Origin of the sequence: Lentilactobacillus kisonensis DSM 19906 = JCM 15041 (assembly GCF_001434135.1) — a bacterium.
In the GTDB taxonomy this organism is placed as follows: Bacteria; Bacillota; Bacilli; order Lactobacillales; family Lactobacillaceae; genus Lentilactobacillus; species Lentilactobacillus kisonensis.
The window spans coordinates 223,083-238,181 of sequence record NZ_AZEB01000001.1 but is presented as its reverse complement, the minus strand read 5'-3'; the positions used below and the strand labels follow the sequence as shown (position 1 = coordinate 238,181).

Annotated in this window: 13 protein-coding genes and 1 other annotated feature; of the genes, 10 read left to right on the top strand and 3 right to left on the bottom strand. The window is 40.0% G+C overall.

The window, feature by feature from the left end:
• Positions 1–124 precede the first annotated feature (124 nt).
• Positions 125–1,180 carry a membrane protein insertase YidC gene (gene yidC / locus FC98_RS01155; protein WP_056949058.1) on the bottom strand — a complete coding sequence of 352 codons (1,056 nt, stop codon included), beginning with the start codon at positions 1,178–1,180 and terminating at the stop codon, positions 125–127.
• Between the two features lie 69 nt (positions 1,181–1,249).
• Positions 1,250–1,522, bottom strand: a complete 273-nt coding sequence (locus FC98_RS01150; protein ID WP_172633919.1) for an acylphosphatase — start codon at positions 1,520–1,522, stop codon at positions 1,250–1,252.
• Between the two features lie 179 nt (positions 1,523–1,701).
• Between FC98_RS01150 and FC98_RS01145 the strand changes: the two genes are divergently transcribed.
• From FC98_RS01145 to FC98_RS01105, 9 genes are all read left to right on the top strand, one after another.
• The gene (locus tag FC98_RS01145; protein ID WP_008856883.1) at positions 1,702–2,469 is read left to right on the top strand and encodes a TrmH family RNA methyltransferase; all 768 of its coding nucleotides are present in this window, start codon (positions 1,702–1,704) and stop codon (positions 2,467–2,469) included.
• 72 nt (positions 2,470–2,541) lie between these two features.
• A complete protein-coding gene (locus FC98_RS01140) occupies positions 2,542–3,048 on the top strand; it encodes an HD domain-containing protein (protein WP_056949056.1) in 507 nt (168 codons plus the stop codon).
• A gap of 36 nt (positions 3,049–3,084) precedes the next feature.
• Entirely contained in the window at positions 3,085–3,435 is a 351-nt protein-coding gene (locus FC98_RS01135; protein ID WP_008856881.1) for a winged helix-turn-helix transcriptional regulator, read from the top strand.
• Positions 3,436–3,471: 36 nt separating this feature from the next.
• Positions 3,472–3,692, top strand: a binding site (T-box leader).
• Between the two features lie 47 nt (positions 3,693–3,739).
• Positions 3,740–4,789 (top strand): phenylalanine--tRNA ligase subunit alpha, encoded by a 1,050-nt coding sequence (gene pheS / locus FC98_RS01130; RefSeq protein ID WP_056949054.1) that lies wholly within the window; start codon positions 3,740–3,742, stop codon positions 4,787–4,789.
• Positions 4,790–4,793: 4 nt separating this feature from the next.
• Entirely contained in the window at positions 4,794–7,205 is a 2,412-nt protein-coding gene (gene pheT / locus FC98_RS01125) for a phenylalanine--tRNA ligase subunit beta (RefSeq protein WP_008856879.1), read from the top strand.
• A 44-nt stretch (positions 7,206–7,249) separates the two neighbouring features.
• Complete coding sequence (mltG, locus tag FC98_RS01120; protein ID WP_056949053.1) at positions 7,250–8,377, top strand: endolytic transglycosylase MltG; 1,128 nt, start codon at positions 7,250–7,252, stop codon at positions 8,375–8,377.
• 21 nt (positions 8,378–8,398) lie between these two features.
• The gene (gene udk, locus FC98_RS01115; RefSeq protein ID WP_008856877.1) at positions 8,399–9,073 is read left to right on the top strand and encodes a uridine kinase; all 675 of its coding nucleotides are present in this window, start codon (positions 8,399–8,401) and stop codon (positions 9,071–9,073) included.
• A 26-nt stretch (positions 9,074–9,099) separates the two neighbouring features.
• Positions 9,100–9,576 carry a transcription elongation factor GreA gene (greA, locus tag FC98_RS01110; RefSeq protein WP_008856876.1) on the top strand — a complete coding sequence of 159 codons (477 nt, stop codon included), beginning with the start codon at positions 9,100–9,102 and terminating at the stop codon, positions 9,574–9,576.
• Positions 9,577–9,755: 179 nt separating this feature from the next.
• Positions 9,756–10,067, top strand: coding sequence for a HesB/YadR/YfhF family protein (locus tag FC98_RS01105; RefSeq protein WP_008856875.1), 312 nt, complete (start codon positions 9,756–9,758; stop codon positions 10,065–10,067).
• A gap of 95 nt (positions 10,068–10,162) precedes the next feature.
• Here FC98_RS01105 and FC98_RS01100 read toward each other — a convergent pair whose 3' ends face one another.
• Positions 10,163–12,838 (bottom strand): YfhO family protein, encoded by a 2,676-nt coding sequence (locus FC98_RS01100; protein ID WP_056949051.1) that lies wholly within the window; start codon positions 12,836–12,838, stop codon positions 10,163–10,165.
• Between the two features lie 131 nt (positions 12,839–12,969).
• Between FC98_RS01100 and FC98_RS01095 the strand changes: the two genes are divergently transcribed.
• Positions 12,970–15,021, top strand: coding sequence for a peptidoglycan D,D-transpeptidase FtsI family protein (locus tag FC98_RS01095; RefSeq protein WP_056949049.1), 2,052 nt, complete (start codon positions 12,970–12,972; stop codon positions 15,019–15,021).
• Positions 15,022–15,099: the final 78 nt, after the last annotated feature.

Sequence of the window (15,099 nt, the reverse complement as noted above, 5' to 3'; positions counted from 1 at the left end):
TCATCTTGATAATGTAATCTTAACTGTTTATACAAAGAGGCCGCTACTCCTGATTTGGAATAGCAGCCTCTCTTTTTAGTTTTTCATCAATGCTGAATAGAATTTTCTAAACATAAATTGTTATTTAATTTCGATGATGCCTTTGTTTACCGGCATTACGCTGTTTGCCCGCATTGCGATTATGATTAGTTTGCTGCTTTGTTTCTTCATTGACTGGTGCAGCTGATTGTGCCAATGAAGAAGCTTTACTGGATCTTTGTTGGTTACCTGCGTTTCTTTGTTTGCCAGAATTTCGTTGTCTATTATGATTATGAACGGTTTGAAGGCTTGAATTGCCTTGTTGTGGCGTTGTGGCCGCATTAGGCATTAAATCTTCAACTGTTACGGTTTCACGGCCCGCCATTTCCTTAGCAATGTTCTTGCGAATCCGTGGCCGGTACAAATTGATAATTAATGTTTGCAGGCAGGCAAATAATCCACCGATGAAGAAGTAAATGCCGAGCCCTGCAGGTGCACTCATCGTAAAGAATAGGATCATAACTGGGCTAAGAAGCATCATCATTCCCATCTGCTTCTTTTGGGCTTTAGGCGTCCCAAGCATTGCAATGTAACTTTGAAGTAAATATGATAGGAATGATAAAATTGCCAGTAACATGCTGGATTGACCAAGTCGGATTCCCATGAATACTGTATGAGAAAGTTCTGGTGAATAGCGAATGGCAAAGTAAAGGGCTGAAAAGATTGGCATCTGGATTAAAAGGGGTAAACACCCAATCCCACCAGTCATTGAAATGCCATTCTTTTTATACAGGGCCATCATTGCTTGACTTACGGCTGCTTGTTCTTCTTGTGTCTTGGCAGCTTTTTGCCGCTTTTGAATTTCGGCCATTTGTGGTCTGATTAGCTGCATCTTTTCTTGTTGAATGGTGGAAGCCTTAAGTTGACGAATCATGATGGGTAACAGGAACATTCGAACAATAACGGTGAGGGCGATGATTGCCCAGCCATAGCTACCCACAACCTGAGCAATCGCCTCCATAACTGCTTGAGCGGGGCGTGCCAGGTAATCATAAACGATCCCGTATGGTTTCCCGGATTTAGTTGTTTGGACACAACCACTTAGTAATACTGCAAGTCCCGCGAGAAGCCCGAGGGTCGATACACGTTTGAGTTTTTTCATTTGTAAGACCTTTCTTAATTTAGTACATAAACAAGAGTAATGTTACTCGATTATGGCTAACATTTCAATTTAATATTTGACATCAAAGCCGTCATAGTCAAAATTAGTTATATAATTGACTGTGATATGATTAACTTTTCCGTAAGGGGTCGGTGACTTTTTTACTTGGGAAATGAATTTGTTAAGGTTTTCTTCATAACCACTCGCAACAATTTCAACGGATCCATCTCGATTATTCCGTACCCAGCCAGATATTTTAAGGGATCGTGCAAGTTGAATGGTTGCATAACGGAAGCCAACGCCTTGGACACGACCTGAAACAGTCATTTTAACCGATTTAATCAAGGAATTCAATTTAATCACCACCATCAAATTATTTATTATAGGACAGCTGCGCAAAACAGAAACTTCCACATAAGCGCCTCTGACAGAAATCCCCCAAAACCAGGGATCTCTATCAGAGGAGACTTATGTTCCAGTTTCTAAGCGTTTTGCTCCGCTCACTTTTTTAGGAGGATACTATGGAAACAATTACGTCGAATCAGAACAGCAAAGTCAAGGAATGGAAAAAGTTACAGTCAAAAAAGGGTCGAACAAAAGCCGGAGAATATGTAATTGAAGGATGGCATATTGTTGGCGAAGCCATTAACCATCATAAACAACTCCTGACCGTTATGGTTACTAATGAAGACTTTTTAGACGAATTAGACTTTGATTCTGCTAACACGCCGGTTTATTTAATTACCCCAGAAATTGCCAATCACATTTCATCAACTGAAACGCCACAGGGAGTCTTTGCGGTTCTCAAAACCGAAGATTATCATGAAAAGCTTCCTGATAACTTAAAGGGGTCATGGTTATTATTAGATAACATTCAAGATCCCGGCAATATCGGGACAATGGTTCGAACAGCAGATGCTGCTGGAATTAGTGGGATTGTCTTTGGTCAAGGAACTGCCGATATCTATAATCCCAAAGTTGTCCGCGCAATGCAAGGTAGCCAATTTCATATGCAGCTGTTTAGCGGCAATCTTTTGGATTGGTTAGCGGCGCTGAAAAAACACGGTGTCAAAACGTTTGGTACTGAATTAAACGATGAGGCGGTTCCTTATTCTACCGTTGTACCAACTGATTCCTTTGGTTTAGTGATGGGAAATGAAGGAAACGGTGTTTCACCAGAAATACTATCATGGACTGATCAAAATTTGTATATTCCCATGAAAGGTGAAGCAGAATCTCTGAATGTGGCAGTGGCAACTGGAATTCTAATCTTTCATTTATGTAAATAGCGTTCTTTTTAATTGATATTTCTTGTAATTCCATGTATGATAACAATTAATAAAAAGGTAAAGGGGTATTATATGCAAAAGGATGAATGGAAAAATGATTCCGAATATTGCGCTATAGTTGCTGACTTGTTGGCTAATGATACCGTTAAAAAATTAGCAAATTACAAACAACATCATCATTCAACGAGGTTGGAACATTCCCTAGCCGTTTCTTTTGACAGTTATAAGATTGCCAAAAGACGTGGCTTGGATTATCGTGCAGTTGCGCGGGCAGGACTCCTTCATGACTTATTCTTCTATGATTGGAGAACAACTAAGTTCGATCTTGGTTCCCATGCATTTATTCACCCACGAGTTGCCTTACGGAATGCCGAAAAAATAACCAAATTATCGCCTATTGAACGCGATATTATCTTAAAGCACATGTGGGGATTAACGTTGGCTAGACCAAAGTATGAAGAAAGTGTTATAGTCTCGCTGGTTGATGATTATGAAGCTGTTCACGAGTTTATGAGTCCAATGAAGGTTAAGTATGATAACCTTAAGAATCGGGTTCGCAGAATTTCAGTCAGTAAATAATTAACGAACTAAATATTATTAAGTAGGGGGAGTTATATGAGGCAAGCAGTTGGTGTAGAAGACGAGATTAACTATTACCTTTGTCCCAAGTTTGAAAAAACCTTTTCGTTTCTTGGGAAGAAATGGAATGGTTTGATTATTGACGTTTTATTGCAGGAAGGAACCATGCGTTTTCGTGAGTTAGCACGTCAAATTCCTAAGTGCAGTGACCGAGTACTTGTTGAACGGTTACGAGAATTGGAGCAAGATGGTATTCTCGATCGCCAAGAGCATCCAGAATCATCATTAATTGAATATTCACTAACTGACCAGGGTGAAGAATTAGCACCAATTATGCACTCAATTCATTCATGGTCTGAAAAATGGTATGCTGGCTTGAAAAAGTAGCTTGACCATTTTTTTATTTTAGCTTATTATTCATTGAGTAATGTGTTTGAGAAAAAAGTAGTAGGTTGTGATTTTAACCAGAGACTTCGTGGTTGGTGTGAACGGAGTAAAATCACTTTGCGAATTCATTTTTCGAGCTGAAATTGGGAGTTGCTACCAACGAAAAATTTCCGGTTATCACCGTTAAAGATATATTAAGTGTGCTGTTCTTTTTTGAATAGCAAATTAGGGTGGTACCGCGTTGCTTCGTCCCTTTGTGGGCGAGGCTTTTTTTGTGCTTAAAAATTAACTTTGGAGGGATATTATGTCGTTACGGGATAAGTTGTCCGAGATTAAAGAAAAAGGATTAGCCGATATTGATCAGGCTAACGATTTAAAAAAATTAAACGAAATTAGGGTTCATCTTCTCGGAAAGAAGGGCCCCATTACCGCCGCACTTCGGGGAATTAAGGAATTAACCCCAGAGGAGCGTCCAGAAGTTGGGAGTTATGCAAACAAAATTCGGGATGCAATTACGGAAGCCGTTTCAAATCATCGAGAAGAATTAGAAACCGCTCAGTTGAATCAACAACTTGCTACTGAAAAGATTGACGTTACTTTGCCAGGCAAACCAGTTGCTCAGGGACAGCCACACGTGATTCAACAAATTATTGACCAAATTGTTGATCTCTTCTTAGGGATGGGATATGAAGTTCTAACCGGTCCAGAAGTTGAAGAAGATAAGTATAATTTTGAAATGATGAACTTACCTAAGAACCATCCAGCTCGGGATATGCAAGACACTTTTTATCTCAGTAGAGAGATTCTAATGAGAACACAAACGTCACCGATGCAAGCGCGGGCACTTGAAAAGCACGATTTTTCTGAGGGACCGCTTAAGATGATTTCACCAGGGATTGTTTATCGCCGTGATACCGATGATCCAACCCATTCTCACCAATTCCACCAAGTTGAAGGATTAGTCATTGACGAACATATTACGATGGCTGATCTTAAGGGAACTTTGATCACAATGGCCCAAAATATTTTTGGTGATAAGTTTGATATTCGCCTGCGCCCAAGCTATTTCCCGTTCACGGAACCGTCTGTTGAAGTTGATGTGACCTGTTTTAACTGTATGGGAAAGGGCTGCGACGTCTGCAAGCATACTGGCTGGATTGAAGTCCTGGGTGCTGGAATGGTACATCCCAACGTGTTGAAGATGGCCGGTGTTGATTCCGATGTTTATGGGGGCTTCGCATTTGGCGTTGGTCCGGATCGGTTTGCGATGCTTAGATACGGCGTTGATGACATTCGGGACTTTTATCTCAATGACGTCCGCTTCTTAAATCAATTCAGCAAGAGAGGTAATTAGAATAATGAAAGTATCTTACAAATGGCTTAAGCAATATTTAGATCTTGATATGCCTGCGAAGGATTTAGCTGAAAAGATCGAACGGACTGCTGTTGAAGTTGATTCCGTTAAAGTTGCCGAAGACGGATTAAAAAAATTAGTAGTTGGTCATATTTTATCAATGAAGGACCATCCCGAGTCTGATCACTTGCATATTTGTTCAGTCGATGTTGGTGAAGATGAGCCGCTCCAGATCGTTTGTGGGGCCCCTAATGTTGCCGCCGGACAAAAGGTGATTGTTGCTTTACCAAATTCACGAATTGGTGGTAACGTCAAAATCAAACGCTCCAAAATGCGTGGCGTTGAGTCATCTGGGATGATTTGTGCTCTTGATGAAATTGGCTTTTCAAAGGATGTTGTACCAAAGGAATGGGCTGATGGCATTTACGTGTTTGATGATGACGTTCCAGTTGGCGAACCAATTTACCACTACCTTGGCATGGATGATCCAATTATTGACTTGGATGTTACGCCTAATCGCGGTGACATGCTTAGTATCATTGGCACCGTTCACGAACTGGCAGCAATTTATGATCAACAGCCAGAAATCAAGAAGCCAGTGGTTGATGAGGATGCTACTTTAGATGCACAAGCGGAAATTTCTGCGACTGCTGACAGTAAGCTGGCAAAAACTTATAAACTAAGGGTTGTCGAGGACGTCAAAATCGCACCAAGTCCTGCTTGGCTACAAATTATTCTCTGGAATGCTGGTATTCGACCAATTAACAATGTCGTTGATGTTACCAATTATATTTTGTTGAAGTACGGGCAGCCGTTGCATTCATTTGATAAAGATAAAATTAACGGTAACATTACCGTTAGAAATGCAGCTAAGGGTGAGAAACTGACGACTTTAGACGAAGACAATCATGAATTGTCTACTGAAGACATCGTAATTGCAGACCAGGATCAGCCTATTGCGCTTGCAGGAGTCATGGGGGGCTTTAACACCCAAATTGATAACGATACCCAAAACGTCGTCATTGAATCTGCGATTTTTGATTCATTCCATATTCGAAAGACCGCTCAACGGCATGTATTGCACACAGAAGCGTCACAACGATTTGAACGGGGAATTAATCCAGATGGTGTGGCGGATGCCCTCAATGAAGCTGTGAGCCTCATTAAACAACTTGCTGGCGGCAAGATTGCTAAGGGAACCATTACGGCAAGTGACTATCATCCAGAATTACCAGTCATTTCGATTACGGCTGAGAGAACGAATCATGTTCTTGGGACTTCATTGAAACTTGATGAAATTAAAGCGATTTTCGATCGACTAGGATTTTCAAGTATTACTGATGGTGATCAATTACAAGTCACAATCCCTGCACGCCGTTGGGATATTCATATTGATGCAGATTTATTTGAAGAAGTTGCCCGAATCTATGGGTACGATAACCTCCCCGCAACGTTACCGACGGGCAGACAAACGATTGGTGTTCTAACAGCTGCGCAACGACTTCAAAGAGCTGTGAGACAAATTCTCGAAGGCATTGGCTTAACCCAGGCAATTTCATATTCATTAACAACTGAGGAAAAAGCGAAGATGTTTTTGATGCAGTCGAGTGAGCCGACCCAATTGTTGTGGCCGATGACTCAGGACCACACAACTTTACGGATGAATTTACTGTCCGGGCTATTAGATGATGTGGCCTATAATCATGCTCGTAAAGTTGATGACGTTGCACTGTATGAATCTGGCCGGGTCTTTTACAAAGATTCCGCCGATCAGGTTAGACCAAAGGAAGTTGAACACATTGCTGGCGTGATAACCGGTAATTTGACGAACCCATCGTGGAATAATCATGTCAAAGCGGCCGACTTTTTCTTAATAAAAGGAATGGTCAACCAGTTCATTGTTAATCTGGGAATTAAAGGCGATATTTCGTATACGGCTACTGATCAATATCCAGAGATGCATCCTGGCCGAACTGCTGAAATTTCAATTCATGGCCATGATGTCGGCTTTGTTGGGCAAATTCACCCACAAATTGCCAAGAAGTTTAAGATCAAAGAAACATACGCATTTGAACTTGATATGCAGGCCTTAATTGATTTACCTAAAAATGATGATCAATATCAAGCAGTTGCTAAGTATCCGTCAATTAAACGGGATATTTCTATTATTGTCGATAGTGAAATCACGAACGACCAGATTGTTCAGTTAATGCAAAAGCGGGGCGGCGCCTACCTTCATGAAATCCGGCTTTTCGATGTTTATGAAGGTAAAAATGTTCCGGATGGTAAAAAATCGATGGCATATTCATTAACCTACGTCAATCCCCGTGAAACTTTGAAGGATGAAGTGGTTAATACTGCCTTTGAAAAGATTAAAAAACGGTTAACAGCTGACTTAAATGCGGAAATTAGGTAGTTTCAAACCTATAATAAATGTGAGTGTAAAAGGAGGAACTTCCGATGAGTAACAAGTCAACTGAACGGACCCCCAAACCTAATCGGAGTCTTGGGCGCCGGATTATTATTTCCGTCATTACGTTAATTGTTATTTTAGCAGTTACAATTGGGTTTATGGGATACCATTTCTTTCAAAAAGCGTTAAAGCCATTAAATCCACAGGATACGGCGGTCAAGCAGGTGCATATTCCACTTGGAGCTTCTAACAAACAAATTGGGTCAATTTTGCAAAACCAAAAGATCGTAAAAAGTGGCATGGTGTTTGATTATTATGTCAAATCAAATAATATGGCTAACTTTAGAGCGGGATACTATCAATTAACACCAGCAATGAGCTTGAAGAAAATTGCGGTTCGACTTCAACAGGGAGGTACGGATCAGCCAATTCAGAGCACCAAGGGAAAGTTGTTAGTCCGTGAAGGTTTAAATATTGACCAAATTGCAAAGCAGGTGAGTGCAACTACTGATTTTGGGAAAGCCGATTTTCTTTCCTTAATGAAAAATAAAGCATTTATCAACCAGCTCGCTAACCAATATCCCAAACTATTAAGTTCAGCAATGAAATCTGACGGTGTCCGTTATCGGTTGGAGGGATACTTGTACCCAGCAACCTATGAAGTTAAAAAGAACATGTCTTTAAAGACATTAGTTGAGCAGATGGTTGCTAAGACTAATCAAGTGATGATGCCTTACTATTCTAGAATCAAAAAAACAAATATAACGATGCAAGAATTTATGACGTTAGCTTCCTTGATTGAGCGAGAAGGGGTTAATCAAACTGATCGGCGGAAGATGGCGGGCGTTTTCCTTAATCGAATTAGGATTAATATGCCGCTTCAATCTGACATTTCCGTGCTGTACGCAATTCACAAAGATAATAAGACGTTGACCGCCAAAGATTTACAGGTTGATTCGCCATATAACCTTTATGTGAATGCTGGTTTCGGGCCTGGGCCATTTGATAGTCCAAGCATTAGTTCCATTGAGGCTGTTTTACACCCACTTGATCGATCTAAAGATTATCTTTACTTCTTTGCGAACACTAAAACACAAAAAGTCTATTATTCAAAGACCTATGCCCAGCACCAAGCACAAATTGAGAAACACTCTGCGAATAAAAAAGATGATTAATTGACTGAAAGGGATAACTTAATGGTAACTCAGAAAAGACGGCCCGTTGTTATTGGGGTAACCGGTGGTTCAGGTAGTGGTAAAACGACTGTAAGTCGTAAAATATTTGATGAATTATCAAATTATTCCATCATGATTTTACAGCAGGATTCATATTATAATGATCAGGCTCAAATGACGATGGCTGAAAGAAAACAAGTCAATTATGATCATCCAAATACGTTTGATTATGATTTGTTGGTTAAACAATTAACCCAATTACTTCATTATCAAGCAATTGAAAAGCCGGTATATGATTACAATATGTTTACTAGGAGTACCGAAACGATTCATCAAGATCCCAGGGAAGTTATCATCCTAGAGGGGATTTTAATACTTGACGATAAACGATTACGTGATTTAATGGATATTAAAGTATTTGTTGATACGGATGATGACATTCGGCTTATCCGACGAATTGAACGGGATACTAAAGAACGTGGCCGATCGCTTGATAGTGTTATTAACCAATATTTGACAACTGTTAAACCAATGTATCATCAGTTTGTGGAACCAACTAAACGCTACGCAGACATCATTGTGCCAGAGGGTGGCGAAAATCAGGTTGCCATTGATCTCTTGACAACTAAGATGCGTTCTATTTTAATGAAGCGGGGAAACAAACAGATTGACAATAATTTTGATTCAACAATTTAATAATAAGCAAAAAGGGGAATTACTAAATGGCTAAAGAAGAATCTTATCCAATGACTGCTGAAGGGCGTGATAAGCTTAAGGCAGAATTGGAAGACCTTAAAGTAAATCAACGACCAAAAGTGGTTGAAAGAATTAAAATTGCTCGGAGTTACGGTGACTTATCTGAAAACTCTGAATACGAATCAGCTAAGGATGAGCAAAGTATGCTGGAAAGTCGAATTAACACAATCGACCATATGCTACAGTATGCGCAAATTATTGATTCTAACGCGAGTGACAAGGATGAAGTAACTGTCGGCAAACATGTCACTTTTAAAGAATTACCAGATGAAGAGCCGGAAACTTATCAAATCGTAGGAGCTGCTGAAGCGGATCCAATGTCTGGCAAAATTTCTAACGATTCACCAATAGCTAAAGGGTTGTTAGGTCATAAACTTAATGAAGAGGTCATCATTCAGATCCCAGCAGGTAATATGAAAGTTAAGATTTTAAAAGTTGAATAGCTTAATTGTGTTAACTTCACAAGGTTAGAAGTTAGCAATCACAAAGGGCTTGAGTGAAAATCAATTCACTCAAGCCCTTTAGCCTATCAACAACTATTCAAAAAGTTTGTGAAATATCCTGACGATGATATACTTAATGCAGTGATTAATAACGATCAATCTTAGGAGTGTGACTAAAAATGAAAATTGAAGTTACTGATTCTGCAAGCAAGTGGTTCCAAAGGGAAATGGGATTAAGTAATGGGAATGGCGTCAGCTTCTATGGTAAAGTGTACGGGAAAACGCCAGTTCATGAAGGCTTTTCGTTGGCGTTGATGCGGGATGACAGCCCAAGTGAAGTTTACGCTCAAACCAATAAGGACGGTATCAATTACTTTGTCAACGAAAATGATCGCTGGTTCTTTAAGGGATACGACTTGAAGGTTGATTTTGATCCTAAGAAGGATCCAGAAAATGTGATTTATACGTATCATGAAAATGGTGAATTATAATTAGTATCAGACACCAAACAAGGCCGTCAGCGACTAGAAATCGTTGACGGCCTTGTTTGGTGTTTGCGTTGAAATGGAGCATTTACGGTAAGAAATTACGCATCGTTTACATCATTTGTTTTGGAAGTTAGCTGTTTTTTTCTCAACTTGGAACGATAGAATTCAAATCCAACGAGTAGCCAACCAATGATGCCGATAATGAGACCAGCTGTTAATCCTTCAGGCCAGAAACTTAATTTGACATGATGATGGCCCTTTGTCATTGGAACGTAAAGGAACATATTTTCCCACTTTTTCGGCGTAACGGATTTGCCGTCAACGTTGGCGTGCCAACCCTTAGAGTAAGGGATTGTCGTGGTTAATGCCTGGTTGTTAGATTTAACGTTAACAGTCCCAGTCATTGATCGTTCATTCCATTTACTGATCTTATAGGGGTTAGCTTTCATATCGTTAGAGAACTTGGCAATTTTACTATTATGGACCTTGTATAAGCGGACATCCCTTAGCATCGTACTACTTGCATTGACGAAAATTTGAATGTTAATATTGCCATCAATTTGTTCATTACCAATGTTGGCAATAATTGTTCTCTCAGAAGGGGTAAACTGGGTCTGACTTTGACCATCAACAGAGATTGAAATTTGCCCTTTGTTGAAATTAGTTCCTAGCGTCATGTAATAAGAAGTATCTCGTTGCACAGGAACGGTCAATGTGATATATGAAAGTTCCATCATATTCTTCTTTTTCAAGATCGCGTTGTTCAACTGAGAAATTTTGTAAATATTATTATATTTGATATGTGAGTAATTTGCGGGCTGATAGAGGCTCTTAATATTGGGGTCCAATCGATGTGCTAATTCGTTTTGATATTTGATTGGATCAGCTGGAACCTTACTGTTGTTCATGCCACTCTTTGGTGCCAAGAAGCCAAGTGGCAGCGCATATGGGTTTTTGTAAGTACCAATTAGTTTGTCCTGTGAGAGTAGCTCATAATTATTTAAATCTGGTTTTCTGGTTAAAGGTGGGACGGGTTCTTTTTGGTGCTTTTTGTTTGGATTATTTTCAGGAATTTGCTGATTCATGTAATATTTCATATCAAGAAGGGAGTCGGTAAACATGGTTCCGTTTGAATAGAAAACAAATGAGTCACCATTTGGCTGCCCAATGTGTTTGAAGAATTTGGAAGTATTCGCCTCCAGCGTTGATGAAAAAATTGAACCGCCGTTAAAATCAGCGGTGAACGCATCATTTTTTGTCCTGGCAAAGGTCGTTCCAATTCGATAGAAACTCTTATCCTGTTTTTTGACCTGGGCAACTTCTTTCCGCAACATTTTCGTATAGGTTGTGAAGTCGTGGCTCTTCAAGTAGTCGAGGTTATTAAGTGAAGTTACCATGTTAAGGCTCATTTCACCGGCCATGACGACAAAAACAGCTACCGATAACAATAGGCTCTTCTTATAAATTGCACAGGCGATGATAACACCGATGCCGATTATCAAGAAAACGCAGCCCCAGATAAAATTATCAGTACGTAAATATTCAAAGTGTTTCTTGAACATGCCCACGTATGCAACACCAAGTAAGATAATTCCTAGGGTAATTGAGAAGCGTTTTGAATCAAGTCCTTCGTCTAGAATATGGAGAAAGGCGGTAAAGGCGGTCATAATCATCAAGAAAGAGAAAAGGTATGAGAACCTAAACGTATACCAAACTGGCAACTGCCAGCCGTGCCAGAGTAAATCAAGCGGTTGAAAGACCATTGAAAGTAGCATGAAGGCTGTCAAACCTAGGTTAGCAAACCGAATATTCTTTTTGATGCTTGAGATAAAGAAATAATATATAAATAAAACAACGACAATACTACCAACAAAGATATTGGCAGTTCCACTAGGTAACTGTTTAAAGTCGACTGACCCATTGAAAAACTTACCAATCATATCCAGTGGATTGTACTCAAAGCGAATTTGAAACTGATTTCTGGTATAATGAGTTTTCCCTGCTAGTAATGAAAAGAAAGTTGGGATGAGTAACCATGCGGATAACATTGCACTTAAAATAGAAGCTTTAAGCCACTTGAAGATAACGTGACCATATTGCTTGGTTTCAACCGGATAAGCCCTTGCAATCCCATAGATGACCATATAAGCGGTTAAAAATAGGGCAATCATCCAACCCATATAGTAATTAATAATAAACATAGCTGTTAAAGCAACTACATAAAGGACACTGGATTTATCGCGCAGGACTTTTTGGAAACCTAAGAAGATAATTGGTAGAATAATTGCCGCATCAATCCATAGTGTATTGAATTGGTTCGCAATCATCCAGCCCATCAATGCGTATGCGGTAGAGAAACCAACAACTGACCAGCTAACGTATTTCTTTGATTTAATCAAGAAATAACCAAAGCTTAAGCCGCTTAAACCATACTTTAGAAGCGTAATAACAGCAATAACGCTCGGTAATTTGGAGATTGGGAATAATAGGATGAGTAGGTTCAAAGGACTCATCAAGTAGTAACTCCAAGTCCCGATCATTCCGCCGCCAAGTGCATTGGCAAAGGAATAAATAAAACCACTTGGGTTATGTAGAAGGGTATCTCGATAGTGAGCAAAAAAGTCAATGTATTGCTGACCCATGTCCACTGTCATAATTGATGAGTTACCAAATGGGGCAAATTTGCGGTAAATAAAGTAACAAGTTGCAATTGCCAGGGGTACTAAAAAGCACATGGCATAAATAATGATTCTTTTTGTCTTTTTGGCTTTCATAAAACAACGTCCTTTTTTCAAAAATAAATATCATTGTTTAGAATATCATAATTAATTAAAGAATGGGGAACGGTTCTAGTTTTTGCGGGAAAAATTTGATAGAATTGAACTCATGGCAAGGAGTAAATATCGTGAAAATATTTAAAAAGAGAAACAAAAGAACACAAAAAGGGAAAGCAGCATCACTTCCCTTTCGAATTAATATCATTTTTATCATTGTTGGGATCCTGTTTGTTGCATTGTTAACTCAGCTCGCGTACTTACAAGTAATGTATGGTTCTAAGTTTAAAGCAGAGGTTAACCGCTCGGACACTTCGGTGGTCAATGGCAACGTCCAGCGGGGGATGATCTATGACTCTACGGGCCATATCTTAGTAGGAAATTCTGCTCACCAGGCGATCATTTTCACAAAAGGTGTTAACGATTTGACTACTGACCTTTATCGAACTGCTAATCGGTTGAGCAACTATATTACAATTTCCACAGCAAGCCTAACCAAGCGTCAATTGGCAGATTACTATTTAGCTGATTCTAACAAGCTAGAAGCCATTGAAAAAAAGTTGCCCGGAGTTTCTGGTGAAAGTGAAGACGCCCAATACACTAAGGCGGTTGATTATGTTGAGAAGATGCCAGCCAGCACCTTCAGTCACTCGATGGAAGTGGCCGCAACCATTTTTGCGAAAATGAGTGGGGCCTATCAACTTTCTACCGTTAATATTAAGGATAGTGGCGTTACCCAAGCTGAAGTGGCTGAGGTTGGGGAACATTTGGCTGATATGCCCGGAGTTAACGTGGGTACTAGCTGGAGCCGAAACTATCCAAGTGGCCGGGCAATTCAGGGAATCACTGGAACCGTCTCTAATGAAAAAACCGGGTTGCCAAGTGATCGAGTTAATGAACTTTTAGCTGAAGGATACTCCCGTAACGATAGTGTTGGTCAAAGTTACTTGGAACGGCAGTATGAGCCGGTTCTTCGGGGAACTAAGTCCCAAACCCAAATTGTATTGAATAGTGATAATGAAATTAAAAAGGAAATCAAAAAGTATGGTGGTCAAAAGGGAGATAACCTACAATTAACGATTAATGCCAAATTCCAAAAAGACCTTCAATCCCTTGTTCGTTCTGCTGAATCTGGAGCTGGTGGTAACTCAACCGGTACCTATGCAGTTGTCATGAATCCTAATAATGGGGCGATTGTTGGTATGGGGGGCGTTAATCGAGACCCTAAGACTTCTAAGATTACCGATAACGTTTTGGGAACAATTAATAGTTCGATCGTTATGGGATCCGTTGTCAAAGGTGCTATGGTTTCTGGCGCTCTGATGGATGGCGTTATTACCCCAACAAATAGTACATTAACTGATCAACCAATTACGACCGGTGGGGTTAAAAAGTCTTCGTGGTTTAACCATAGTGGTAACGCCAATATCGCCGTTGACGCAAGTGGTGCACTTGAAGTGTCATCAAACTCCTACATGATGCAATTGGCGATGAAGGAAGGCCATTTCAATTACGTTGAAGGTGGCGCGCTCACAATGAGCCCTAACGTCTTCAATACGATGCGTGGCTACTTTAACCAGTTTGGCCTAGGTGTTGATACGGGAATTGATATTCCTGGCGAATCTACCGGATTGAAAGGGAAGAGTGGGCGATCACACATTGGAAGTGCCCTGGATCTTGCATTTGGTAACTATGATGCCTATACAACGATGCAGGTTGCTCAATACATGTCAACAGTTGCAAATGGTGGCTACCGAATTGCCCCTCACGTTGTTCAGTCAATCAGAGGAACGACGAAAACCGGTCAATTAGGCCAAGTTAAAGATACTGTCATGCCAAATGTTTTGAATCACATTGATATGACTGCAGCTCAACGGGCTGTCGTTAAAAGAGGTTTGTACGACGTTGTTCACGGAACTAATACGTATAAGACCGGTGGTGAATTAGACAGTATTAAACCAGAAATTTCTGCTAAAACCGGTACCGCTCAAACATTCTATAATGGTAATGAGACCGTCACCTTGAGTTTAGCTTCTTATGCACCATCCACTAACCCGCAAGTTGTTGTTGCTTTGGCAATGCCGAACTTAGGTGTTAATGCCGAAAGTAATAACATGCAGTTGGCAAAGCGGATCTACGCTGCTTATTGGAAGGATGTCCAGTCAACAACGACTGTTAAGTAAAAACCCTTAACAATTATTTATTTAGTCCTAGTAATTTATCGTGATTGATGATAAAATACTTTAAGTTAAGGCTAATAG

Bases quoted from the DNA above. Each gene is read 5' to 3' on its own strand.
- FC98_RS01145 (WP_008856883.1), top strand. From the start codon at position 1,702: ATGGAAACAATTACGTCGAATCAGAACAGCAAAGTCAAGGAATGGAAA.
- udk (WP_008856877.1), top strand. From the start codon at position 8,399: ATGGTAACTCAGAAAAGACGGCCCGTTGTTATTGGGGTAACCGGTGGT.
- pheT (WP_008856879.1), top strand. From the start codon at position 4,794: ATGAAAGTATCTTACAAATGGCTTAAGCAATATTTAGATCTTGATATG.
- FC98_RS01100 (WP_056949051.1), bottom strand. From the start codon at position 12,838: ATGAAAGCCAAAAAGACAAAAAGAATCATTATTTATGCCATGTGCTTT.
- FC98_RS01140 (WP_056949056.1), top strand. From the start codon at position 2,542: ATGCAAAAGGATGAATGGAAAAATGATTCCGAATATTGCGCTATAGTT.
- FC98_RS01105 (WP_008856875.1), top strand. From the start codon at position 9,756: ATGAAAATTGAAGTTACTGATTCTGCAAGCAAGTGGTTCCAAAGGGAA.
- pheS (WP_056949054.1), top strand. From the start codon at position 3,740: ATGTCGTTACGGGATAAGTTGTCCGAGATTAAAGAAAAAGGATTAGCC.
- greA (WP_008856876.1), top strand. From the start codon at position 9,100: ATGGCTAAAGAAGAATCTTATCCAATGACTGCTGAAGGGCGTGATAAG.
- FC98_RS01135 (WP_008856881.1), top strand. From the start codon at position 3,085: ATGAGGCAAGCAGTTGGTGTAGAAGACGAGATTAACTATTACCTTTGT.
- mltG (WP_056949053.1), top strand. From the start codon at position 7,250: ATGAGTAACAAGTCAACTGAACGGACCCCCAAACCTAATCGGAGTCTT.
- yidC (WP_056949058.1), bottom strand. From the start codon at position 1,180: ATGAAAAAACTCAAACGTGTATCGACCCTCGGGCTTCTCGCGGGACTT.